The 22906-nt window shown below is 59.8% G+C and carries 21 protein-coding genes and 2 pseudogenes; 18 read left to right on the plus strand and 5 right to left on the minus strand.

The features are described 5' to 3' along the window. Positions 1–13: 13 nt before the first annotated feature. Together GGD57_RS06170 and GGD57_RS06175 are read right to left on the minus strand one after the other, a co-directional pair. The gene (locus tag GGD57_RS06170) at positions 14–1306 is read right to left on the minus strand and encodes a flagellar hook protein FlgE (RefSeq protein WP_184467874.1); all 1293 of its coding nucleotides are present in this window, start codon (positions 1304–1306) and stop codon (positions 14–16) included. A 321-nt stretch (positions 1307–1627) separates the two neighbouring features. Further along, positions 1628–2491: pseudogene (locus GGD57_RS06175) on the minus strand (EF-hand domain-containing protein). Between the two features lie 164 nt (positions 2492–2655). On the opposite strand from GGD57_RS06175, the gene GGD57_RS06180 reads away from it, so the two are divergent. The 12 genes and pseudogenes from GGD57_RS06180 to GGD57_RS06235 all read left to right on the plus strand — a co-directional run bounded on the left by GGD57_RS06180 (position 2656) and on the right by GGD57_RS06235 (position 15257). Continuing rightward, positions 2656–3303 carry a TetR/AcrR family transcriptional regulator gene (locus GGD57_RS06180; protein WP_184467876.1) on the plus strand — a complete coding sequence of 216 codons (648 nt, stop codon included), beginning with the start codon at positions 2656–2658 and terminating at the stop codon, positions 3301–3303. 247 nt (positions 3304–3550) lie between these two features. Then, positions 3551–5734: pseudogene (locus GGD57_RS06185) on the plus strand (DUF1217 domain-containing protein). A 254-nt stretch (positions 5735–5988) separates the two neighbouring features. Then, a complete protein-coding gene (locus GGD57_RS06190) occupies positions 5989–7776 on the plus strand; it encodes a methyl-accepting chemotaxis protein (protein ID WP_184467879.1) in 1788 nt (595 codons plus the stop codon). A 419-nt stretch (positions 7777–8195) separates the two neighbouring features. Next, entirely contained in the window at positions 8196–9035 is an 840-nt protein-coding gene (locus tag GGD57_RS06195; protein ID WP_184467881.1) for a transporter substrate-binding domain-containing protein, read from the plus strand. A gap of 128 nt (positions 9036–9163) precedes the next feature. Beyond that, positions 9164–9826: an amino acid ABC transporter permease gene (locus GGD57_RS06200; RefSeq protein WP_184467883.1), complete on the plus strand. Its 663-nt coding sequence runs from the start codon at positions 9164–9166 to the stop codon at positions 9824–9826. A gap of 5 nt (positions 9827–9831) precedes the next feature. Next, positions 9832–10491 (plus strand): amino acid ABC transporter permease, encoded by a 660-nt coding sequence (locus tag GGD57_RS06205; RefSeq protein WP_085740342.1) that lies wholly within the window; start codon positions 9832–9834, stop codon positions 10489–10491. Between the two features lie 12 nt (positions 10492–10503). After that, entirely contained in the window at positions 10504–11274 is a 771-nt protein-coding gene (locus tag GGD57_RS06210; RefSeq protein ID WP_184467885.1) for an amino acid ABC transporter ATP-binding protein, read from the plus strand. 340 nt (positions 11275–11614) lie between these two features. After that, complete coding sequence (locus GGD57_RS06215) at positions 11615–12358, plus strand: GntR family transcriptional regulator (protein WP_184467887.1); 744 nt, start codon at positions 11615–11617, stop codon at positions 12356–12358. Positions 12359–12361: 3 nt separating this feature from the next. Next, positions 12362–13147, plus strand: a complete 786-nt coding sequence (locus GGD57_RS06220; protein ID WP_184467889.1) for a transporter substrate-binding domain-containing protein — start codon at positions 12362–12364, stop codon at positions 13145–13147. A gap of 79 nt (positions 13148–13226) precedes the next feature. Then, the gene (locus GGD57_RS06225) at positions 13227–13898 is read left to right on the plus strand and encodes an amino acid ABC transporter permease (protein WP_184467891.1); all 672 of its coding nucleotides are present in this window, start codon (positions 13227–13229) and stop codon (positions 13896–13898) included. Then, positions 13895–14554, plus strand: a complete 660-nt coding sequence (locus GGD57_RS06230; protein WP_126909339.1) for an amino acid ABC transporter permease — start codon at positions 13895–13897, stop codon at positions 14552–14554. Before GGD57_RS06225 ends, GGD57_RS06230 begins: the two co-directional genes overlap by 4 nt. Beyond that, positions 14532–15257, plus strand: a complete 726-nt coding sequence (locus tag GGD57_RS06235; protein WP_184467892.1) for an amino acid ABC transporter ATP-binding protein — start codon at positions 14532–14534, stop codon at positions 15255–15257. Before GGD57_RS06230 ends, GGD57_RS06235 begins: the two co-directional genes overlap by 23 nt. 73 nt (positions 15258–15330) lie before the next feature. Here GGD57_RS06235 and GGD57_RS06240 read toward each other — a convergent pair whose 3' ends face one another. Both GGD57_RS06240 and GGD57_RS06245 read right to left on the minus strand, forming a co-directional pair. Continuing rightward, positions 15331–16065 carry a PspA/IM30 family protein gene (locus tag GGD57_RS06240; RefSeq protein WP_184467894.1) on the minus strand — a complete coding sequence of 245 codons (735 nt, stop codon included), beginning with the start codon at positions 16063–16065 and terminating at the stop codon, positions 15331–15333. Then, positions 16062–16508: a YjfI family protein gene (locus tag GGD57_RS06245; protein WP_184467896.1), complete on the minus strand. Its 447-nt coding sequence runs from the start codon at positions 16506–16508 to the stop codon at positions 16062–16064. The genes GGD57_RS06240 and GGD57_RS06245 overlap by 4 nt, the downstream gene beginning before the upstream one ends. A 105-nt stretch (positions 16509–16613) precedes the next feature. Between GGD57_RS06245 and GGD57_RS06250 the strand changes: the two genes are divergently transcribed. Genes GGD57_RS06250 through GGD57_RS06275 form a run of 6 tightly spaced genes read left to right on the plus strand, consistent with a single transcriptional unit; the run spans position 16614 to position 21481 of the window. Beyond that, positions 16614–17669: an ion channel gene (locus GGD57_RS06250; RefSeq protein ID WP_184467898.1), complete on the plus strand. Its 1056-nt coding sequence runs from the start codon at positions 16614–16616 to the stop codon at positions 17667–17669. Further along, complete coding sequence (locus GGD57_RS06255; RefSeq protein ID WP_184467900.1) at positions 17666–18325, plus strand: DUF2491 family protein; 660 nt, start codon at positions 17666–17668, stop codon at positions 18323–18325. Before GGD57_RS06250 ends, GGD57_RS06255 begins: the two co-directional genes overlap by 4 nt. A gap of 35 nt (positions 18326–18360) precedes the next feature. Continuing rightward, positions 18361–18762: a DUF350 domain-containing protein gene (locus tag GGD57_RS06260; RefSeq protein ID WP_184467902.1), complete on the plus strand. Its 402-nt coding sequence runs from the start codon at positions 18361–18363 to the stop codon at positions 18760–18762. 12 nt (positions 18763–18774) lie between these two features. Further along, entirely contained in the window at positions 18775–19380 is a 606-nt protein-coding gene (locus GGD57_RS06265; protein WP_184467905.1) for a DUF1190 domain-containing protein, read from the plus strand. A 1-nt stretch (position 19381) separates the two neighbouring features. After that, positions 19382–20539, plus strand: a complete 1158-nt coding sequence (locus GGD57_RS06270) for a glutathionylspermidine synthase family protein (RefSeq protein ID WP_184467907.1) — start codon at positions 19382–19384, stop codon at positions 20537–20539. 60 nt (positions 20540–20599) lie between these two features. Further along, positions 20600–21481 carry an alpha/beta hydrolase gene (locus tag GGD57_RS06275; RefSeq protein ID WP_184467909.1) on the plus strand — a complete coding sequence of 294 codons (882 nt, stop codon included), beginning with the start codon at positions 20600–20602 and terminating at the stop codon, positions 21479–21481. 67 nt (positions 21482–21548) lie between these two features. Here GGD57_RS06275 and GGD57_RS06280 read toward each other — a convergent pair whose 3' ends face one another. Beyond that, entirely contained in the window at positions 21549–22658 is a 1110-nt protein-coding gene (locus tag GGD57_RS06280; protein WP_184467911.1) for a LacI family DNA-binding transcriptional regulator, read from the minus strand. Between the last annotated feature and the right edge of the window lie 248 nt (positions 22659–22906).

A 22906-nucleotide genomic window follows, 5' to 3' on the forward strand; every position in this document is an offset into this window, starting at 1 on the left:
TCAGCTGCTCCCTCTATCGCTTCAGATTGACGAGGACATCCATGATATCGGAGCCGGTCTGAAACACCTTCGAATTGGCGGTATAGCTGCGCTGCGCTTCGATCATCTCCGTCAGTTCGCCGGCGAGATCGACGTTCGAGCTTTCGAGAGCGCCGGACTGAATGGAGCCGAGCTCGTTCGTCTGCGGAAAGCCGGTGACGGTGACGCCAGACTGGCCGTTGGCGCTGTAGACGTTGCCGCTCATCAGCGTCAGATTGTCGGGGCTGGCGACGGTGGCGAGCGGGATCTGATAGAGAGACTTGGTCGCGCCATTGGCATAGGAGACCGAGACCACGCCGTCCGTACCGATCGATACCGAGCTCACGGCACTGGCGGCCTGACCGTCGGCAGAACCCGTCGCCGAGAAGTCGGAGGCAAGCTGGGTGAAATCCGAATAATCCATGGTGATCGTCTTTGCCGTGACCGGGTCGACGATGTCGGTGTCTGTAGCAGAGGTCAGCTGGCCATCGGCGTCGAAGGAAAGGCTGGCGACGCTGACCGCGCTGGAGGAGTAGGGGAAGGACGTCGTGCCGCCGGTCGCCGCATCGGCGTTGCGGTAAACCGAGACCTCCCAGGTGCTTCCGGTGACTGCTCCGCTCGTATCCGTCGTGACGCCCGTCTTGGTAAAGTAGTAGTCGTACTGGACGGTGCCGCCGAGGCTGTCGTAGGCAACCAGCGACATCTTCTTCGTGTCGTCTGTGACACTGGACGAGTTGGCGCTCGGCAATGTCGTCGTATCGGTGACGACGGTTGCCTCGGAATTCAGGTTGCCGCTGAAATAGGCGCTGCTCGAAGCGATAGCGCTCAAGCCCGATTGGGTTACGTTGACCGGCACCAGGCCGTCGAAGCCGTTTACGACCACCGCCGGCACGCCGGAATCATAGGAATATCCCATGAGGGTAAAACCGGCGCTGTTGACCAGATTGCCGTCGCTGTCGACGGAGAAGTCGCCGGCGCGGGTGAGAACTGGCGTGCCGTCGGCGTTTTGCACGATGAAGAAGCCATCTCCTGATATCGCCAGGTCGTAATCCGAAGTCGTATAAGAGATGTCGCCCTGTTCGGAAATCGCCTGGCGCACGGATGTCTGGACGCCGCCGGAATTGTAATTGCCCGAAGAGGACGGCAGGACCAGCGACGAGAAGGAGGTGGAAACGGCTTTGTAGCCGACCGTATTTGCGTTGGCGATATTGTCGGAAACCGTGCTCAGGCGGTTTGCCTGGGCGCTCATGCCGGAGACCGCGGTTTTCATGCTTCCAAAAATGCTCATGGCTCGATCCTTTAAGGTTTGGGAACATGCCATGTGACGAGAGGCTTCCAGGTCCCGGACAACGGGCGCACGATATCGGCCGCGCCGGGCAAAGGCCGGCACCGGTAGATGAGATTGTCTGGACTGACCCCGCGATGGCGGTAGGCGCTGCGGCTCATCCGCGCGCAAATATCGTGCGCCTGTTGCCGCGCACCATTCAAACTCTTCTACAGTTCAGGAGCGGCCCGGCTCGGGGCTCTGCCGGCTCGATTGCCGGGCCGCTTTCAGGCCGTCGCATTGCAGCTTCTCCAGCAGCCGCGATGCGACGCTCCTTATCCGCCGTCAGCCCGTGGCGCGGGCGGAGAATGAACCGCTGCCCGATGTGTCGAGCAGGTCGAAGAGCTGGCTCGCCTGGCTTTCGGTGACGTCCTCCGGCTTGCCGGCCATGAATTATTCCAATGTCACGAGCCCGTCTCCATCAGCATCGAGGTCGGAGAGCAGGGATGCAGACTGCTGATCGTCGGCAGGCGGCGGACCGTCCGGGCGTTGCGACTGCTGGGCGGACATCGCCTCGGTCAGCGCATCGACCGACAGTGAACCGGCGCCTTCGCTGTCGAAGCTGTCGAACAGTGTGCCGGCCTGGTCTTCGCTGACGTCTGACGGCCGGCCTGCTACGAATTCGCTTTTGCTGACCAGCCCGTCGCCATCGGTATCGAGATCGGAGAGCAGGGATGCAGGCTCGTCATCCCCGGCGGGCGGTGGGGGTCCACCGGCACGTTGCGATTGCTGGGCGGACATGGCCTCGCTCAGCGCGTCGACCGACAGTGAACCGGAACCTTCGCTGTCGAAGCTGTCGAACAGCGTGCCGGCCTGATCTTCCGTCACGTCGGATGGCCGGGCTGCGACGAATTCGGCTTTGCTCACATAGCCGTCGCCATCGCTGTCCAGCTCCGCAACGTCCATACCCTTGCCGCCGTCCTGCTCTTGGGCGGAGCCGGACTGACCGGTGAGGCCGTTCATCGCCATCGACATCAACTGGGCCATGAGCTTCTCGGCGCTATTGGTCGAGTCTTCGCTGGACTGCTGGGTTGTGGTTGATTTTTTTGCCGAAACCGTATTACAGGATAGGATGTCCTGTGACGCGGACGTCGAATTCTTGCTATAGGAATAGGAAGAAATTGATGTTGCGGCCGAAATGGTCGTCATAAGCGCTCCATCGCTATGAGGGTGGGGATGCAACGCATTACAGAACTTATGAGTTCTCTAAGTCGAAATTACTAATGCGACAACCGAAAAAATCATCCCTCAGAAATCGTAATCCGCTTTCCGGGGTCATCGGCATGCACCTTGGTAAAGCGGTCTAGATCAGCATGAATAGTGTCGACGAGCCCGTAGATGAGCCGCGCAAGCGGGGCAGGCCGAAAGTCTCCAGCGATGAGGACAAGCGGGCACATATCGTCGAAATTGCCCGCCGCGTTTTCGTAAAATGCGGTTATGCCGGAAGCACGACCGCTGTCGTTGCCGCCGAGGCGGGCGTCTCGAAGCAGACGCTGTATAAGCTGTTTCAGAGCAAGGAAGAGTTGTTTGCTGCCGTGGTCGGCGCGCATCGGCGCATGATGCTCGACCTGCCCAGGCCTGTGGAGGATCTCTCGATCGCCGAGAGCCTCGAGCGCATCTTCATGATCGACATGGACGAGGAGAAGGATGCCGACCGTGCCGGCTTCCTGCAGCTCGTCTTTCGTGAAGCGGGGCAATTTCCAGAACTCGTCGACATTCTGCAGCATGACGGCATCAATGCCAGCCGACAGCATCTTGCCGACTGGCTGAGCGATCGCCGGGCGGAAGGCAAGTTGTCGCTTGATGACCCTGAGAGCGGGGCCCGAATGCTGATGGATATGGTCTTTGGCGGCATGGGGCCGCCGGAAGGGCCCGCCAAGGCTTGGCCCGATCGGGCAGCACTGCTGGCCCATCTTCGGCGCTGCATCGCAATCTTTGCCGCCGGCGTCGGCGCGGCTTAAAGAGCCGCAAATTTTTCAGCTTCCAATTCCGCATTGGATTAATTATAGAACTGTAGAGTTCTTTTAAATTGATTCGGCCACATGTACGTGGCTGTGCCTCGCCATGACCGGCGACAACCTCCCTGTAGAGATGAAAAGTTTACCCGTGACCGCCGGCAGGCTTTCGCGCGGCACCGCCGTGCCTGGAGCAATTCCAGCAAGAGTGCGTAGCGGTTTTGCGTAAAACAAAAGGTTAGAGGAACAGACGTTGGTTTCCACCTATGTAAGCTATCTCGCAGTCGCGCGAAATCTCAACACCAGTCTCTCGAACGTCGCGTCTCAGGCCACGGTTTCCCGCGACAGCGCCTACTACAAAGAAAACATCGACAAGGTCACGACGGTCGATGAATTCATGGGCGATTATAAGCTCTACTCCTATGCCATGAAGGCCTACGGGCTCGACGACATGACATATGCCAAGGCCTTCATGAAGAAGGTGCTGGAAAGCGACCTCAGCGATTCATCGAGCTTCGCCAACAGCCTGAGCGACAGCCGTTATGCCGAGTTCGCCGCCGCCTTCAAATTTTCCGGCGAGACGAAGACGGCGCAATCCGACGTGCAGCGGGACAACCTGCTCGATGCCTATGAGACATCCTTCGACACCGAGGCGGAGAATATCGCCGACGAGACGGATTATTTCGAAGAGAATATCTCGTCGATCACCTCAGTCGATGATTTCCTCTCGAGTTCGAGATTGAAGAACTATGCGCTGACAGCCTTCGGTCTCAGCACCGAATAAACTTCCAGCAGCTTCCTGGAACAGGTTTTGACGAGCGATCTCGACGACCCCGACAGTTTCGTCAACCAGCTCGGTGACGACGTTTATGTCAGCCTGGCAAAGGCCTTCAACTTCAACGAGGACGGTTCGACCGACGGCGACGTGATGTCGGAAGACCAGCTCTCGCTGGTGACGAGCGGTTACGCGGTGGCCTCGTCGACGATTGCCTCTTCGGACACCGGAGAAGCCTACGACACCTATTTCGCGGAGCAGATCGGAAACATCACCTCCGTCGATCAGTTGATGAACGACGACAAGCTGGTCGATTATCTCAGGACCGCTTACGGGCTGACCGATGACGAAACCGACACGTTCATTTCCGCGGCACTGAAAAGCGCCGACATCGCCGACGCAATCGGTCTGTCCGATCTGCATGATGCCTTCAATTTCGATGAGGACGGCGCGCTTGCCGATGGCGACGCCGCCCAGACATCGGATCAGACCACGGCGACGACGGCGGCCTTCGATGAAAACTATCAGGTGCTGGTCGCCAATACCGACACGGAGGATGCCGTCGACAACTATACGACGCGCATCGCCAGCGTCACCTCGATCGATGATTTCCTCGTGTCGAATGCCGACGACGACGACGATGGCAACGACGATCTCCCGGAAATGTGGGAAATGGCGCTGCGCGCCTTTGGCATAGACTCCACCGAGGTTTCGAAAAGCCAGGTTCGGAAGATTCTCGAAAGCGATCCCACGGATTCGAAAAGCTATGTCAACGGCCTGAACGACGACCGGTTCGTCGCCTTTCGGAAGGCATTCAACTTCGACAGCGATGGCGACGTCACCGTTCCCCTGCAGGCCATGTCGGAATCTGTCGTCGACGACTATGCCGCCTATTACAAGCAGAACAAAATCCGTTACCTCGACGGTGACGAACTGACCGAGGCGACCGACGCGGCGGATGACGAGATCACCTATTTTCGCGAGCAGATGGCGACGATCACCACGGCGAGCGAATTTCTGGCCGATGATCGCTTGGTGAGTTTTGTGCTCGAGGCGAAGGGACTCGATCCCGACGATGTCACCTCGGATCAGCTGAAGAAGATGTTTTCGTCCGATCTCGATGACGAAGATAGCTATGTCAACAAGCTGGACGACAATCGTTTCGCCGAACTCGTCGGTGCGTTCAATTTCGATCAGGATGGCAATATCTCGGCGCAGCCGACCGGGACGGTGCAGCAGCGCGGCGACGTGCTGGAGACGATCGACTCCTATGTCCGCATGACGCTCGAAGACGACCAGGGCGACAGCAATACCGGCGTGCGCCTCGCTCTATACTTCCAGCGTAAGGCGCCGGAGATCTCGAACGCCTATGACATTCTGGGCGACAGCGCGCTCTTTGAGTTTTTTACCACGACCTTCAACCTGTCGAGTTATGTCTCGAACATGGACGTCGACAAGCAAGCTGAAATGGTCGGCAATTTCATCGATATCAAGGATCTGTCGGATCCCGACAAGGTCGACAATCTGATCAAGCGCTTCACCGCCATGTACGACATGGCCAACGGGACGGGCACCACGTCGACAGCGCTTTCTATCCTGACCGGTTCGGCGACGATCAGCGCCGATACGCTGCTGACGATGGCGCAACTGAAAAGCGGCTGAACGATCGTTCCAGCGCTGTGTTTCTTTTCTACTGTGCAACGACGCCGTAGCCCTTTGGATCTCCACATCGGCTCCTCAGAACCTGACGGAAGTTCATCAAAATAGGGCTGCCATCAGCGCGCGATGGCCATTAAAGGCCCAAAATAGAGCGCTAAACCTTATATTAATCATTAAATCCCCATTAATAAACATGGGTAAATATTCGTAGCCTGTCCGAATTGGACAGCGATGAAATCTGTGTGGGGGGTTTGCGGATGAGCATTCTTGATCGTGGTGCCAATGCAGTCGCGGCTCTTGCCGCTTTATCGAACTCGCAAGCCATGATCGAGTTCGACATGTCGGGCACGATCCTCACCGCCAACGAAAACTTCTGCAGGGCGCTCGGTTACGAGTTGAGGGAGATCGTCGGAAAACATCACAGCATGTTCGTCGAGCCCGGCTATGCATCCTCGGCAGACTACAAGGCATTCTGGACGAAGCTGGCAGCCGGACAATACGATCAGCAGCAATACAAGCGGCTCGGAAAAGGCGGCCGCGAGGTTTGGATCGAAGCATCCTACAATCCCGTGTTCCGACGCGGCAAGCCCGTCAAGGTCATCAAGATCGCAACCGATATCACCGCGCAGAAGCTGAAAGCCGCCGAGGATGCGGGCAAGATCGACGCGTTGTCGCGCGCTCAGGCGATCATCGAATTCACGCCAGCCGGCGAAGTGCTGAACGCCAACGACAATTTTCTCGCCGCACTCGGCTATTCGCTTGCCGAGATCCAAGGCAAACATCATTCGATCTTCTGTGAAGCCGACTATGCGAGGTCGGAGGCGTACAAGGAATTCTGGAACAAGCTGGCGAGCGGCCAGCTGATTGCCGACGAATTCATGCGGGTGGGCAAGGGCGGACGGAAAGTCTACATCCAGGCCTCCTACAATCCGATTTTCGACCTGACCGGCAAAGTGTCGAAAGTCGTGAAGTTCGCGACCGATGTCACGGCGCGCGTCGAGAATGTCGAACAGCTTGCCCGCTGCCTGACGAATTTCGCCGACGGCGACCTGTCGCAGACGATCCCAAAGCCCTTCATTCCTTCGTTGGAGCGGCTGCGCACCGACTTCAACAGCGCCTCGGGGAAGTTGAAGGGCGCGATGGCAACGGTTGCCGAAAATGCCAAGGCGATTTCGGCCGGTTCCAACGAGATCCGCACCGCAGCCGACGACCTGGCAAAACGGACCGAACAGCAAGCGGCATCCGTCGAACAGACGGCGGCCGCCCTCGAGGAAATCACGACGACGGTCAAGGATTCGAGCCGCCGCGCCGAGGAGGCCGGTCAACTCGTGGCGCACACCAGAGACCATGCGGAGCATTCCGGCCAGGTGGTGCGCGATGCGATCGGAGCGATGGATCAGATCGAGACCTCGTCACGCGAAATTTCCAATATCATCGGAGTGATCGACGAGATCGCTTTTCAGACGAATCTTCTGGCGCTCAATGCCGGCGTAGAGGCGGCACGGGCAGGGGAGGCGGGCAAGGGTTTTGCGGTCGTTGCTCAAGAGGTCCGGGAGCTGGCGCAGCGTTCGGCGAAGGCTGCCAAGGAGATCAAGAGCCTGATCACCGCGTCCGGTTCCCATGTGGCAAACGGTGTCGCCCTCGTCACCAATGCCGGATCCGCGCTGCAGGAAATCGCCAGTCAGGTTCACGACATCAATACCAACGTCACGGCGATCGTGGAGGCGGCGCGCGAGCAATCGACCGCGCTCGGCGAGATCAGCCAGGCCATCAACACCGTCGACCAGGGAACGCAGCAGAATGCCGCGATGGTCGAGGAGCAGACGGCTGCGAGCCATGGTCTCGCAAGAGAAGCCGCCGCGCTCTTCGAGCTTCTCGAACAGTTCCGTTTCGACGATGCACCGATATCCCGGTCTTCGGCCGCGCAGGCCGCGCATCACGCCGGCAGGCCGACGGCTTTGAAAGTTGTTCGTACCGCACCCACCGTTTCCAGCCAACGTGGATCGGCGGCTGCCGCGCTGAGGACGGATTGGGAAGACTTCTGATCTGCGGGAAATGAACCGATCGGAAAGTCTCTAGAAGAGGCTTGCGGGCGACAGCCTCGATATCCGGTCTCGACAATGCGGTTCCACCGTCTCGCGGCATGAATCCGTAAAAGGCCTCACTCTGTTTCCCCAGCGCATTTCCTGATTTTTCACGGAAATGCGCTGCGTTTTCCGCATTCCCGGCCAAACCTCATCGCACGCCGCCTCACTCACCAAAACAATCAGAACGCAGCCAGGCGGTCGTCCGCAAACGGCTGGAATGCTGCGCTGCCAAAAAAATCGCCACGTGCAGCCCTGCGCGTTTTTCCGGCATGCCCCATTGACAATTCATCCCCGATGGCACTTGATACGTTATTCCAGTAAAACAGACATGCGTCCATTATACTGGAATAATGGGAACCATCCATAAGGGGAACGCCATGACCATTTCCTTTCGCACCGGTGTGATGTCGCTGATAACAGCCGCGCTGCTCTCCACGCCTGCACTGGCTGCCGGCAGCAAGCTCGATGAAGTGCTGGCCCGCGGCCATCTCGTCCTCGGCACGGGCAGCACCAACGCGCCCTGGCACTTCAAGAGTGCGGACGACAAGCTGCAGGGCTTCGACGTCGACATGGGCCATATCATCGCCAAGGCGCTGTTCGGCGATCCCGAGAAGATCGAGTATGTGAACCAGTCCTCCGACGCCCGCATCCCCAACATCACCACCGACAAAGTCGACATCACCTGCCAGTTCATGACCGTGACCGGCGAACGCGCCCAGCAGGTCGCCTTCACCATTCCCTATTATCGCGAAGGCGTCGGCCTGATGCTCAAGGCGGACGGAAAATACGCCGACTATGCCGCCCTCAAGGCGGCCGGTTCCTCCGTCACCATTTCGGTGCTTCAGAACGTCTATGCCGAGACCATGGTGCATGCGGCATTGCCGGAGGCGACCGTCGATCAGTACGATTCCGTCGACCTGATCTATCAGGCGCTGGAGTCGGGACGCGCCGATGCCGTCGCCACCGACCAGTCGTCGCTTGCCTGGTACATGACGCAGAATCCGGGCCGCTACAAAGACGCCGGCTACGGCTGGAACCCGCAGACCTACGCCTGCGCGGTCAAACGCGGCGATCAGGACTGGCTGAATTTCGTCAACACCGCCCTGCATGAAGCCATGACCGGCGTCGAGTTCGACTTTTACGCCAAGTCCTTCAAGACCTGGTTCGGCAAGGATCTGGCCCCGCCGCAGATCGGCTTTCCTGTCGAGTACAAGTAACGGCCATGCGGAGCGGGATTGTTCTCCCGCTCCGCTGCAGCGCCGCGTGTCTTTTCAGACGCGCAACGGACGCAACATTTTGAATCCACGCATCGTGCACGATGCGTTCGTCTGAAAGGGCGGCCCGCATGGGTTACACGCTGAATTTTGCTGCCGTCTGGCGCAATTTCGATTTTCTTTTGAGCGGGCTTGCGCTCAGCCTCGGCCTTGCGGTGATCTCCATCCTGATCGGGGCGGCGATCGGCCTCGTCGTGGCCTTCGCGCTGACGTCCAAAAGCCGCTTCGCGGTCTTGCCGGCGCGGGTCTATGTCACTGTCATTCGCAACCTGCCGATCCTTGTCCTGGTGCTTTTCGCCTTTTTCGCGCTGCCGCAGATGGGTTTGCGTCTCGACAAGATGAAAAGCTTCGTTCTGGTGCTCTCCCTCTATTCCGGTGCCTATCTCGCCGAGGTGTTCCGCGCCGGGCTGCTGTCGATCCCGAGAGGGTTGACGGAAGCCGGTCTTGCCATCGGCCTGACGGGAATGCAGATCCGCCGCTCGATCATCGCGCCGCTGATGCTGCGCAACGTGCTGCCGTCGCTGTCCTCGACGATCATCTCGCTCTTCAAGGACACCTCGCTCGCCGCCGCCATCGCCGTGCCGGAACTGACCTTTGCCGCCCGCAAGATCAATGTCGAGAGTTTCCGCGTCATAGAAACCTGGATGGTCACCTCGGCCCTCTATGTCGTGACCTGTTTCCTCATCGCCGCCGTGATGCGCTTCGTCGAGCGCCGTCTGGCCCTGCCGAGATAGACCTGATGTCCCACACCTTTCTCGAACAACTCTGGATCGCCCGCTACGTCATCATCAACGGTATCGGCGTGACCGTGTCGATCTCGCTGCTGGCCATCCTCGCAGGGTCCGTACTCGGCGTTTTCGTCGGTCTGGCGCTCGTCTATGGCGGCGTTGTTTTGCGGCTTCTCGTGCGCGCCTATACCGATATCATCCGCGGCACGCCGGTACTGGTGCTGGTGCTGGCAAGCTATTACGTCTCGGCAGCCGTCGGGCTCGATCTCGGGCCGTTCTCCGCCGGCGTGCTGGCCCTTGCGGTCTTCTGCTCTTCCCATGTCGGCGAAATCGTCCGCGGCGCGCTTCAAGCGATCCCGAAGGGGCAGACCGAAGCGGCCAAGGCGATCGGCCTGACCTTCACCCAGACCTTCACCTCGGTGCTGTGGCCGCAGGCCATGCGCCAGTGCTTGCCGGCCTGGGTCAATACGGCGGCCGAAATGGTAAAGGCCTCGACGCTGCTCTCGGTCATCGGCGTCGCCGAGCTTCTCCTGCGCACGCAGGAGATCATCTCCCGCAACTTCATGAGCCTCCAGTTCTATTTCCTGGCCGGCGGTCTCTATTTCATTGTCAACTACGGCATCGAGCACTTCGGCAAATATGTCGAGCGCAAGACCGCCCTGCCGTCCTGAGGAGTTCCCCCGATGGCCAAGACCATTCTCGACATCAAGGGTCTGCGCAAGACTTACGGCATCCACGAAGTTCTCAAAGGCGTCGATTGCGCCGTGGCGGAGGGTGAGGTCATTTCCATCATCGGCTCGTCCGGTTCCGGAAAGACCACCTTGCTGCGCTGCGTCAACATGCTGGAAGAATTCCAGGGCGGCACGATCAGCCTCGACGGCGAGGAGATCGGCTACCATGTCGAAGGCGCGACGCGTCGCCGCAAAAGCGAGAAGGAGATCGCACGCCAGCGCGCGCTGACCGGCATGGCGTTCCAGCAGTTCAATCTTTTCCCGCATATGAGTGCTGCTGAAAACGTTATGCTCGGCCTCGTCAAGGTCAAGAAAATGACGAAGCCGGAGGCCCGTGCGATCGCGGAGAAATGGCTCGATCGTGTCGGTCTTGCCGCCCGCACGAACCATTATCCCGGTCAGCTTTCCGGCGGCCAGCAGCAGCGCGTCGCCATTGCCCGCGCCATCGCCATGTCGCCGCGGCTGATGCTGTTCGACGAAGTGACCTCGGCGCTCGATCCCGAACTGGTCGGCGAAGTGCTGCAGGTCATCAAGGGTCTTGCCGCCGACGGCATGACCATGCTGCTCGTCACCCACGAGATGCGTTTTGCCTACGAAGTTTCATCGCGCGTCATCTTCATGAACCAGGGAGTGATCTGCGAGGAGGGGGATCCGAAGGAGATGTTCGTGCATCCGAAAACCGAACGGCTCGCGGAATTCCTGAAGACCTCGAGCTTCAACTGATGCAGGTCGCCTAAAACCGTGCGGCGGTTTTGAGACACCGACATGTACGAAAACAAAAATTTATAGCGCGTCGCCTGAACCCGCTTGAATCCGGCGCGCCTTAGACGGAACTCAGTGCAGCCACCCTCAACCGCACGGGATAAGCGAATGCTGCCGGCACCTAAGCAAGCCGCCACGTGAGCGGCCGACGCTGATCGAGTTGGCAAGGCGGTTGCAGGCGCGCGCGCCCAATTTGCGTTCAGTCTGCATTCCCTGCGTGCAGATTTCAGAGGATGAATCCAGGAGATCTTGGAAATCCTGAACGCGGAATTTTGGCACGCGCTTTGCTTTGCTGTCTTGTATGCAAGATAGCCAGACATCAGACACCACGCAGAAGACCATCGAGGAAACGATCGTTTCCGGGATTCTTTCGGCCAGGATCCGGCCGGGTACCCGTCTCAGCGAAAACCAGCTGGCAAGCCTCTTCGGGGTCTCTCGCACCCGCGTTCGCGAAGCCATGATGCGCCTGGAAACACGCGGCATCGTGCATGTCAGTCCGAGGCGGGGCTGGTTTGTCGTCGAGCCCTCCGCCGAAGAGGCGATCGCGGTCTATGAGGCGCGACGCATCATCGAGGCCGGATTGTTGCGCAGCATGCGTGTGCTGACAGACGCGGGACGGGAAGCTCTCGATGCGCATTTGAACGAGGAAAGAAGCGCGATTGCTGCGGGCGACCGCCAGCGCCTGACCTATTTGATGGGTGATTTTCACATCCGTATCGCGGAATTGAGCGGGAACGCCATCATCGTCGATATCCTTCGCGATCTCACCGCGAGGACGATCCTCATTTCCATGCTCTATCAATCTGAATTTCATGCCGCACAGTCTCATGACGGGCATTGCCGCATCTTCCAGGCGATGCAAGCGGGCGATTTCGGCAGAGCGGCGGAGCTCGCTGTCGAACATCTCGACGAGGTGGAAATGGGCCTCGACCTCACCGCTCGCCCGGATCCGCTCTCAGAACTGCGCAGTTCCCTGTCGCTTCCTTCCAGGACCGTATCCCCAACTGACAGACCCAAAAACCACAAACTTCAAAGGAGCAATTGAAACATGCTGACAAGACGAGTCTTCTTCGCGATCGCGACCCTGGCTGCAACCTTTAGCTTCGGTTCCGCGTCCTACGCCGATGCTCTCGCCGACATCACGGCGCGCGGGACGCTGCGTGTCGCCGTCCCGCAGGATTTCCCACCCTTCGGCAGCGTCGGCACCGATATGGCCCCGATGGGCTACGATATCGACGTGGCCAACCTCATCGCCGAAAAGTTGGGCGTCAAGACCGAACTGGTGCCGGTTACCAGCGCCAATCGCGTCCCCTATCTGCAGACCAACAAGGTCGATCTGGTCATTTCAAGTCTCGGCAAGAATGCGGAGCGCGAAAAGGTGATCGATTTCTCTGCTGCCTACGCACCCTTTTTCAACGGCGTGTTCGCGCCGGCCGATCTTTCGATCGCCAAGGCGGAAGATCTCGCAGGCAAGAGCGTCGGCGTCACGCGCGGCGCTGTCGAGGATCTCGAGTTGACCAAGATCGCGCCGGCCGATGCGACGATCAAGCGCTACGAGGACAATAACGGCACGATCTCGGCCTTCCTCTCCGGCCAGGTCGACACCATTGCCACCGGCAACGTCGTGGCCGCTGCGATCCTCGCCAAGAATCCCCCGAAGCGCCCTGAGATGAAGTTCCTCATCAAGAATTCGCCCTGCTACATCGGTCTCAACAAGGAGCAGGCGGCTCTTCTGGAGAAGGTGAACGCCATTATCGCTGCCGCCAAGACGGATGGCAGCTTGAATGCCATATCGCAGAAGTGGCTCGGCGCCGATCTCCCGTCCGATCTCTAAAGAGCCGGTCTTACGGACATCATCCCGCGCCCCACGCGCGGGATGACCGAGGCTCGTCACCGCAAGAGGGGAGAATTCCTTGAGCTACCATTTCGAATTCGGCTGGCTGCTTGAATATTATCCTGAGATCATCAAGGGCATACTGGTCACGCTGGAGCTTATCGCCATCGGCGGTGTGCTCGGCATTGCGCTTGGCATCTTCTGCGCCTGGGTGCGCGCGCTCGGTCCGGCGTGGCTGAAGCCGGTCGTTGCGACCTATGTCGAACTGATCCGCAACACGCCGTTCCTGATCCAGCTGTTTTTCATCTTCTTCGGCCTGCCGTCGCTCGGTCTTCAGCTTCCCGAACTGACCGCGGCCAATCTGGCGATGGTTATCAACCTCGGCGCCTATAGCTGCGAGATCATCCGCGCCGGCATCCAGGCGACCCCGAAGGGCCAGTTCGAGGCCGGCGCGAGCCTCGCCATGACGCGCTTCGAAACCTTCCGCCATGTCATTCTCGTTCCGTCGCTGCAGCGCATCTGGCCGGCGCTGTCGTCGCAGGTGGTCATCGTCATGCTCGGCTCATCGGTGGTGTCGCAGATCGCCGCCGAGGATCTGACCTTTGCCGCCAATTTCATCCAATCGCGAACCTTTCGCGCCTTCGAGGCCTACATCGTCTCGACATCAATCTATCTGGTGCTGGCGATCCTGTTGCGGCAGGTGCTGGCAATGGTCGGCGGGTTGATTTTCCCGAGGAGGGCAGCACGATGATCACGTTCACACTCTGGGACATTCTGCGCAACCTGCTGCTTGCCACCCGCTGGACGATCCTGCTTTCGCTCGTCTCGTTCATCGGCGGCGGCGCGGTCGGGCTGGGGCTGCTGTTCTTGCGCATCAGCAAGCGCAAGGCGTTCAGGGCACTCGCGAAATATTATATCGAGCTCTTCCAGGGCACGCCGCTGCTGATGCAACTCTTCATCGCCTTTTTCGGGCTCGGCCTGTTCGGCATCGACGTGCCGGCCTGGCTTGCCGCGGGATTGGCGCTCACCCTGTGGAGCGCAGCCTTTCTTGCCGAAATCTGGCGCGGCTGTGTCGAAGCGGTTGCGCGGGGTCAATGGGAAGCCTCCGCCAGCCTCGGCATGGGGCGGATGCAGCAGATGCGCTACGTCATCCTGCCGCAGGCGCTGAGGGTCGCCATCCCGCCTACGGTCGGTTTCTCTGTTCAGATCGTCAAGGGTACGGCACTGACCTCGATCATCGGCTTCGTCGAATTGTCGAAAGCCGGCACCGTGGTCACCAATGCCACCTTCCAGCCCTTCACGGTCTATGGGCTCGTCGCCCTCATCTACTTCGCCCTCTGCTGGCCTTTGTCGAAAAGCAGCCAGATCCTGGAAAGGAAGCTCAATGTCGCTCATCGAAATCACTGAAGTCCGCAAGAGCTTTGGTACCACCGAGGTGCTGAAGGGCATCAATCTCAATGTCGAGCCCGGTGAGGTCATCGCCATCATCGGCAAGAGCGGTTCGGGCAAATCGACCCTGCTTCGCTGCATCAACGGACTGGAGTCGATCACCGACGGTTCGATCGCTGTCGCAGGCGCGCAGCTTCTGGATGACGAAGTGCATCTGAAGGCATTGCGGCTGAAGGTCGGCATGATCTTTCAGCAGTTCAACCTCTTCCCGCATTTGACCGTCGGCGGCAACGTCATGCTATCGCAGACCGTGGTCAAAAAGACCCCGAAGGCCGAAGCCGAGGCAACTGCCCGCAAGATGCTGGAACGGGTAGGGCTCGGCCACCGGTTCGACGCCTATCCGGACGAGCTCTCGGGCGGTCAGCAGCAGCGCGTCGCCATCGCCCGCGCGCTCGCCATGCAGCCGGCAGCGCTTCTTTGCGACGAGATCACCTCCGCGCTCGATCCGGAACTGGTCGCTGAAGTTCTGGCCGTGGTGCGTGAGCTTGCCGCGGAGGGAATGACGCTGCTGATGGTGACACACGAGATGAAGTTCGCCCGCGACGTCTGCAACCGCGTCGTCTTCATGCATCAGGGCCGGGTCCACGAAGCGGGCCGGCCGGAAGACGTCTTCGCCAATCCGCAGACCCCCGAGCTGAAGCAGTTCCTCGGCCTCAGTTAAGAAACGACGACATGCTCTCGCCTACGCCGCAGGCGTGCCGGGAACGGCAGAATGGCTGCCGTTCCCGGGATTGTCAGTCTTTGCTGCCGGTCGGGGCGGGCAGCAGGACGGGCTCGGCCGTATGTTTCGGCAGCATCAGCTGGGCAAGAATGTCGTCTGCCGAATGGCTCGGAGTGCCGATGCCGGCTTCGCGCAGTTGACGGTCGAGATCGCCGCCGTTTTCCAGCGCGGCCAGTTCGGCACCGGCTTCGATGCGGCCGGCCGTGATTTCCTGGCGTTTCTTGATGCGTTCGAGACTTTCGACGGCGCTGCCGAGACGGGTATTGATGCCCGACTGATTGTGGGCAATCGCCGATTGCGCGCGCAGCAGCGACTCGTTGGCTTTGACGTTCTCCACCTCGCGCTTCATCTGGGCAATGCGTGCCTCGGTATCCTGGATCGTCCGCAGCATCTGCTGCTGGCGGGGTAGCAGGCGATCGAGCTCCTCCTGGTCGCGCTGCACTTCGGCACGGCTGGTGGCGATGCGCTGGGCGAGACCCTGAGCGAGATCGGTGCGGCCGGCGGAGATCGCAGCGCGGGCGCTGTCGGTATCCTTGGTCTCCTTGGCGCGGTTTTCGTCCAGTCGGCGCATAACGCTCTTGTTGGACGCCATGATGCCGGCCAGGTCGGATCGCGCCCGGCGCAGCGATTGTTCAGCGTCGCGGATTTCCTGGTCGAGAATGCGCATGGACTGGCTGTCGGCGGCGGCTTCCGCTGCCTCGTTAATGCCGCCGCGAATGGCGGTGAAAATCTTTCCCCAGGTGCTCACGCTGCAATCTCCCCGCTTTTCCATTCTTCAATCATGTGTGCCGCATCGACGGCATTGGCCGCCAGAATTGCGACCTCTTCGACCACCGTGTCGGCGGATGAACGGGCCGACAGCGAGCCGAACAATTCATACCATTCCTCACCGTTGATCGCGGTGATGCCGAAGCTGGAGAGCGGTACGAACTTGTGCGTCTTGAGCACCATGCGTTCGAAGGCTTCGCGGTTGGGAACATCCTTGCACGGCACCAGAACGGCGCTGACTAGGATATCACGCTCTCCGCTCACCGCGACGAAGACGTCGAGATCGCCTTTTTCCTTAAGAGTTACGCATAGGATGTCGCCCTGTTCGGGTACGGCGACATCCACATCGCCGAGTGCCTCCGGATCGGCGGCGAACAGGCGCGTCAAAGTGGTGAGGTTCCAGGTCTCCAAAAAATCCTCCATCGGTTAGAATTCCGAAAAATATCTGGGTAATCGGTATGCCACTTAAAGGGGTGGCGCACTAAATAAATTTCGCTAGGCTGCACACCGGGAACGGGGGCGAATCGCGTGCCATTTATCGCTTCATTGTTGCGGCGTGTATATCTCTCGCTGAGCGAATTGGCTTGGTCGGCGCTTTTTCTTATCCTCGTAATCCACCTGATCGCTTCTTATCTGCTCTTCATGCTGGCCGGCGAAGGCGATCTTGTCGGCAATCCGATCGATTTTCTCTACTACTATATGGTGACGGCAACGACTGTCGGCTATGGAGACCTGTCCCCAAAATCGGGGCTTGGCCGGCTCATTGCCGTCCTGTTCGTTCTTCCCGGTGGCATTGCCATCTTCACCGCTGTTCTTGGCAAATTATTGACAACTATCGGCACGATCTGGAGGAACCGTATGCGCGGATTGGGCGATTACAGTGAACGCGCCGGCCATATCATCGTGCTCGGCTGGCAAGAGGGACAGACATACCAGACGCTGCGGCTGCTGCATGCCGAACGGCAGGCCAACGAACCGATGAGCGTTCTGGTTGCCAAGGACCTGGCGGAAAATCCCGCCAGCGACTACGCCGACTATATCAGAACCGAGCGGCTTTCCGATGCCGATGCCCTGGTGCGGGCCGGAGTGGCGCAGGCGCGCGCGATCATCGCGCGCGGGGCCAATGACGACGAGACGCTGGCCGCAGTGCTGATTGCCGAAGACCATGCACCCAATGCCCATATCGTGGCTTATTTCGCCGACGACCGCACGGCGCAGATGGTCAAACAACTCCGGCCGCGCGTCGAGGCGGTGGGCTCGCTCGCCGAGGAGCTGCTGTCGCGTGCCGCCCGTGACCCGGGCTCTTCGGAAATCGCCGCACGGCTGCTGTCGGCCGCCTCCACCGACACGGCCTTTTCCCTGCCGGTCCCGCCTTTGCAAACGCCGCTGCTCTATGGGGACGTGTTTTTAAGCCTCAAGCGCGAGCACAATGTGACGCTGGTGGGCTTGCTGAGCCAGGGCATGACCGACCTCAATTGCCGAGACGAGGTTGAGATGCGGGGCGGTGAAACCCTTTACTACATCAGCGGAATGCGGCTAGATCCCGCTGCCATCGCTTGGGTTCGAATGGGAGACGTATCATGATCGGATGGTTCGGCAGAGACAAGAACGAAAAGCCCTTGCCCAAAGAACTTGGCCCCTTGAGCGCCGCGATCGGCGGGGCCCTGGAAATCGATTTCCTCTCCCTCGAGGCCGAGGCTTTGGGCGGCGAGCCGGCCATGCCGCTGCCCCGGAGCGGTCCCTTCATCATTGCCGGCTACGGTGAGGTTTCGCTCGATGCCGCCACCGTTCTGTCGCGTTACTACGATGAAGACCATCGGATGATTCAGGTCATGTCGACGTCGGGCCGGCCGGGTGATGCCGTCGACGACATCAGCTTTTATCAGCCTTGGGACAGCGTCGTGCCTGCCGGGCAGGGTGAATGGCGCCGCTGGACCGGGCCGGACGGCCTGATCGGCCAGCCGTCCTACGATGCCGACGGTATCCTCTTTAGCCGCTTCTGGGGCGAAGGCCCGGAGCGCGCCCAACTGGCGGAGTTCGTCGAAAAGGTCGACGATGGTGAAGAGCAGCGCTCCATTCACCAGACCTGCATGCTGTATTATCGCCCGCTTGGCTCGACGCGCGAAATGCTTCTGATCAATGTCGAGCGCGACCTCGATTTCGCACAGAGCCAGACGGGAAGCTCGGTGGAATTTCTGATCGGCTATGGACTTGCTCCAGCCGACGTTCGCCGCGTCTGATAGCGCCCATCAATTTTTAACGGAGGACTTTTTCAATGCTCGATTATGTGGCGGGCCTGCCTGCATTCCTTGGTTATTTCGCCGTCGGTCTTGCCGCCTACGCGGTTTTTGCGGTGATTTACACATGGTTGACGCCGCAAGCGGAGGTCCAGCTCATTCGCGCGGGCAATCTTGCCGCCGTTACTGCATTCCTGGGTGCGCTTGTCGGTTTCAGCCTGCCTCTGGCTTCGGCCGCCGCCAATTCGGTCAGCGTCGTCGACTACATTATATGGGCGGTGATCGGCATCCTGGCGCAGATTCTCGCTTACTACATTGCGAATTTCACGATGACAGACCTGCATCAGAAGATCACGGCCGACAATATCGCCGCGGGCATATGGGGCGGCGGCATCGCACTGGTCATCGGTATTCTCAATGCCGCCTGCATGACCTATTGAGGGGAGGGAACGATGCGCAGACGCAAGAGCGGGCACAAACGACCTTTCCTCGCCCTCGGCACGATCGCCGCCTCGACCCTGGCGCTATCCGGTTGCGGCGACCAGACTCCTTCGGAGGTCATGTTCACCTCCGTCGACCAATGCGTGGCATCCGGCATGGACCAGCAGGTCTGCCAGGCCGGATATCAGGATGCCATGCGAGCCCATCTCGTCACCGCGCCGCATTTCAACGGCATGGCCGCCTGCGAGGCCGAGTACGGCGCGGGCCAATGCACTGAACAGCGAAGCAATGCCGTCCCTAACAACAATACCGGCGGAAGCGGCAGCTTTTTCGTGCCGTTCCTGACAGGTTACATGCTGTCTTCGGCACTGAACAACATCGGCGACTACAATGATTATCGCCGGCGCCAGGAGGAGATTGGCTTCTATTACGGTTCGACGCCGATTTATCGCAATCGCTCCGGACAGATGGTGACAACGACGGTTCGCTCAGGCGGCGCGCGCTACGACACCACGATTGCGCCCTCGCGCCAGAGCGTCAAGCCGGTCAACGTCAATACCCGCACCGTCGCCCGCCAAGGCTTCGGAGGCCGTTCGTCCTTCGGTTTCGGCGGCTGACATGAAGCGCATCACTCTTCCGGCGCGTCCCGATTGGCGTGACAAGGCGCGCGCCGTCGGCTTCGGGTTTCACGTCATGTACGGTGAGCCCTACTGGCTCGACGATGCCGCCTACACCTTCACGCTCGATGAGATCGAGACGCAGATCGAAGAGCCGAGCCAGGAACTGCACGACATGTGCATGGATATGGTCGGTGATATCGTCGGAAGCGAAGAGGCGCTCGACCGGCTGGCCATTCCGGAGGATCTGCGCGATGTGGTGCAGCGCTCCTGGCTGCGCGGAGATCGGCATCTCTATGGCCGGTTCGATCTCGCTTACGACGGCACCGGTCCCGCCAAGCTGCTCGAATACAACGCCGATACGCCGACTTCGGTGTTCGAGACAGCCTATTTCCAGTTCAATTGGCTGACCGACCAGATGGCTTTGGGTGTTCTGCCCAATGATGCGGACCAGTACAATTCCTTGCAGGAAAGCCTCGTCGAAGCGTTCGAGCAGTTTCCCAAAGGGCCGATCTTCCACTTCGCCGCGATGACTGACAATGAGGAGGATCGCGGCACGACGGTTTATCTGATGGACTGTGCGGTACAGGCCGGCCATCGCGTCGAGCTTCTGGACATGAGCGAGATCGGCATCGATGCGCAGGGCCGCTACACCGACCTTCAGGATCGGGTGATCGACCGCTGCTTCAAGCTGTACCCATGGGAATTCATGCTGCGCGAGCCGTTCGCCCGCGAACTGGTGCGCTCGGGCGATGTTTTCATCGAGCCCGCCTGGAAGGCCGTGCTTTCCAACAAGGGGCTTTTGCCGCTGCTCTGGCGGCGCCATCCCAATCACCCCAATCTGCTGCCGAGCTATTTCGCCGACGACCCGGCGGCATCGGCCCTCACCGACTATGTGCGCAAACCGCTGCTGTCGCGAGAAGGCGAGAACGTCACGATATTTCGAGATGGCCGGGAATTGATGTCCGCCCCCGGCGATTACGGCGATGAAGGATTCGTCGTCCAGGCCTATGCCCCGCTTTTCGAAAGCGATGGCGGCTTCGCCGTGCTCGGCAGCTGGATCGTCGGCGATCGGGCCTGCGGCCTTGCCGTGCGCGAGGACCGCTCGCGTATAACCGCCAACCTGTCGCGTTTCGTGCCGCACGTCATCATCGATTAAGAGGGGATACAACAATTCTCCTTCTCCTATCCTCTTATGCAAACATCAGAAAATCTTCTCATGAGTAATCCCATCAGCCTCTATTCCATGCCCGGAACGGCTTCTTTCGATCTGGCTCCGGCTGCCGGCGGCGAGCCCTATCGCATATTCCTTTCCATTCCATCGGAGAAACCGCCGGCGGAAGGATGGCCGCTTCTGGTGATGACCGACGGCAATGCCACGTTCCCCTTCGCGGCCGCCAGCTTGGTCACGCAGGCGCCTTATCCCACGGGGACGAATGTCGGCTGGGGGGTGATCGCGGCGATCGGCTACCCGTGCGACGAACCCTATGATCCGCTCCGCCGGTCCTGGGACCTGGGGCCGCCGCCGGCCAAATCCTATCCGCCCTTCGTGGAGGGCGGTCCCCCGGTTGTCATCGGAGGGACCGGTAAACTGGTGGATTTCATCGAGAACGAATTGATACCGAAGATTGCCGAGATGGTGATGCTGGATCCGCTGCGCCGATCGCTTTTCGGGCATTCCTTCGGCGGCCTCTTTACTCTCTACGCCCTGTTCGAGCGTCCGGGTCTGTTTGCCAATTGGATTGCGGCCAGCCCAACCATTTATTGGGAGAACAGCGAAATCCTCAACAATGAGGCGCAACGTCAACGCATCCCGGGAAATGCGGCTTTCCTGCATTTGTCCGCTGGAGAATACGAAGGCGATGAGTTGGCCCCCTTTCAGTATCGGAACGAGGATGCCGCCATACGCCTGGAGAAAAGGAAGACGGAACGGACCATCCTTCTGGCGCAGGAGATGGCGGAGCGGCTCAAGAGCACCGCTGACGGATTGCATGCCGAATTCGAGCTTTATGCCGGCCAGACCCACATGTCCGTTCTCGCGGCCGCCGTGAACCGTGCGGTCAGCATCGCGTTTGCCGTCGGGACATCGACCGACAGTTGAGGCTCTCTCAGGGGTTTCTTCGCTGATCTATTTTCTGGCCAGCGCCACCGGTCTTCGGTCCCGGCGTCTATGGCGAGCTATTCAATCTATCGGGGATCTGCCGCGCCTCTGCCCGCGGGGCAGCGACGGAATGGCGCTTGACCAGCGAACATTCGAGCTTGGCAATCGGATAGCGCTTGCCGGGCATGCTTTCCGGGTTGAGATGTTCGATCGCCCATTGGCCCATGGCAAGATGCGGAAGGACCGAAGTCGTCAGCGGCGGGACGAGATGCCGCGAAATTTCTTCGTCGTCATAGCCCACCACCGACATATCCTGGGGAATGCGAAGCCCTGCATCCTTGAGCGCTTCATAGCAGCCGATGGCCGTGCGGTCGTTCTGGCAGAAGATCGCGGTCGGCGGCTCTTGCAGAGCAAGCAGTTTCCTCGTGGCGGCATAGCCGGCACCGGCCGACCAGTCGCCTTCAATGACCAATTCCTGATCGAAGGGGATATCGGCGGTCGCCAGCGCGCGGCGATATCCCGTCAGCCGGTCCTGCGCAGCCTGCATCCAGATTTCGCCGGTGATCGTCGCGATGCGATGATGTCCGTGCATGATCAGATGCCGGGTGGAGCTCTGCCCTCCCGCGATCTCGCTCGGCACCACGGCGGGGAAAGCATGGTCGGCCGTATAACAATTCAGCAGCACCGTCGGGATGTTGAGCTTGCCGACATAGGCAGGAAGCTCCACCTGGCGGGTGTAGATGGTCATATAGATCAGCGCCGATATGCCTCCGCTCGTCAACGCCTTGATGGCTTTCGGCTCCATGACGGGATCGCTGAGCGTCTGGGCTACCAGAAGCACATTGCCGGCGCCCCAGGAGGCTTGCCGCGCGCCTTCGATCGCAACGATCGCCTCCGGGCTGGTGGCGAGTTGATCCACGGCGAAACCGATCACATTGTCCAGCCCGGAATAGGAGGTCTTCGTCGTATAGGTCGCCCCGGTATAGCCGAGCGCGCGCGCCGCCTCCAATACCCGGTCGCGGGTCTGCGGTGAAATACGGGTGCCGGGCGTGTCGTTGAGAACGAAGGAGACGGCCGCCTGCGAGCAGCCAGCCGCCGCGGCGATATCCATCATCGTCACGCGCGCAGGCTTGTCCACGGCAGGCTTGTTCCTCTTCTGGGTCTTGGGTTTTTGCATTCGTGGAAAATTGCCTCTGCTGGCGATAATGGGGCAGGACGCTCGATCGTCCGTGCTGGCTAATTAATATTAGCATCTATCTGAAAGCGCTGGCAATTGCATCAATTGCTGCAACGCCGGCAGTTGCTGGCCATTGCCAGTATAAAACTGCATGCTGGTCCGTGCGCGGTGAAATGTTTTGATCTGAATTGATAATACTATTTACTAATTAAAATTCTTCTATACCGTCACGGAGCGATCGGAACCAA

It is taken from the genome of Rhizobium esperanzae (assembly GCF_014197615.1).
Lineage (GTDB): Bacteria > Pseudomonadota > Alphaproteobacteria > Rhizobiales > Rhizobiaceae > Rhizobium > Rhizobium esperanzae_A.

Excerpts from the sequence above, each read along its gene's own strand:
- GGD57_RS06215 (WP_184467887.1), top strand. The coding sequence starts at position 11,615 with ATGCAAGATAGCCAGACATCAGACACCACGCAGAAGACCATCGAGGAA.
- GGD57_RS06270 (WP_184467907.1), top strand. The coding sequence starts at position 19,382 with ATGAAGCGCATCACTCTTCCGGCGCGTCCCGATTGGCGTGACAAGGCG.
- GGD57_RS06195 (WP_184467881.1), top strand. The coding sequence starts at position 8,196 with ATGACCATTTCCTTTCGCACCGGTGTGATGTCGCTGATAACAGCCGCG.
- GGD57_RS06180 (WP_184467876.1), top strand. The coding sequence starts at position 2,656 with ATGAATAGTGTCGACGAGCCCGTAGATGAGCCGCGCAAGCGGGGCAGG.
- GGD57_RS06255 (WP_184467900.1), top strand. The coding sequence starts at position 17,666 with ATGATCGGATGGTTCGGCAGAGACAAGAACGAAAAGCCCTTGCCCAAA.
- GGD57_RS06245 (WP_184467896.1), bottom strand. The coding sequence starts at position 16,508 with ATGGAGGATTTTTTGGAGACCTGGAACCTCACCACTTTGACGCGCCTG.
- GGD57_RS06170 (WP_184467874.1), bottom strand. The coding sequence starts at position 1,306 with ATGAGCATTTTTGGAAGCATGAAAACCGCGGTCTCCGGCATGAGCGCC.
- GGD57_RS06280 (WP_184467911.1), bottom strand. The coding sequence starts at position 22,658 with ATGCAAAAACCCAAGACCCAGAAGAGGAACAAGCCTGCCGTGGACAAG.
- GGD57_RS06220 (WP_184467889.1), top strand. The coding sequence starts at position 12,362 with ATGCTGACAAGACGAGTCTTCTTCGCGATCGCGACCCTGGCTGCAACC.
- GGD57_RS06275 (WP_184467909.1), top strand. The coding sequence starts at position 20,600 with ATGAGTAATCCCATCAGCCTCTATTCCATGCCCGGAACGGCTTCTTTC.
- GGD57_RS06230 (WP_126909339.1), top strand. The coding sequence starts at position 13,895 with ATGATCACGTTCACACTCTGGGACATTCTGCGCAACCTGCTGCTTGCC.
- GGD57_RS06235 (WP_184467892.1), top strand. The coding sequence starts at position 14,532 with ATGTCGCTCATCGAAATCACTGAAGTCCGCAAGAGCTTTGGTACCACC.
- GGD57_RS06190 (WP_184467879.1), top strand. The coding sequence starts at position 5,989 with ATGAGCATTCTTGATCGTGGTGCCAATGCAGTCGCGGCTCTTGCCGCT.
- GGD57_RS06265 (WP_184467905.1), top strand. The coding sequence starts at position 18,775 with ATGCGCAGACGCAAGAGCGGGCACAAACGACCTTTCCTCGCCCTCGGC.
- GGD57_RS06210 (WP_184467885.1), top strand. The coding sequence starts at position 10,504 with ATGGCCAAGACCATTCTCGACATCAAGGGTCTGCGCAAGACTTACGGC.
- GGD57_RS06260 (WP_184467902.1), top strand. The coding sequence starts at position 18,361 with ATGCTCGATTATGTGGCGGGCCTGCCTGCATTCCTTGGTTATTTCGCC.
- GGD57_RS06205 (WP_085740342.1), top strand. The coding sequence starts at position 9,832 with ATGTCCCACACCTTTCTCGAACAACTCTGGATCGCCCGCTACGTCATC.
- GGD57_RS06200 (WP_184467883.1), top strand. The coding sequence starts at position 9,164 with ATGGGTTACACGCTGAATTTTGCTGCCGTCTGGCGCAATTTCGATTTT.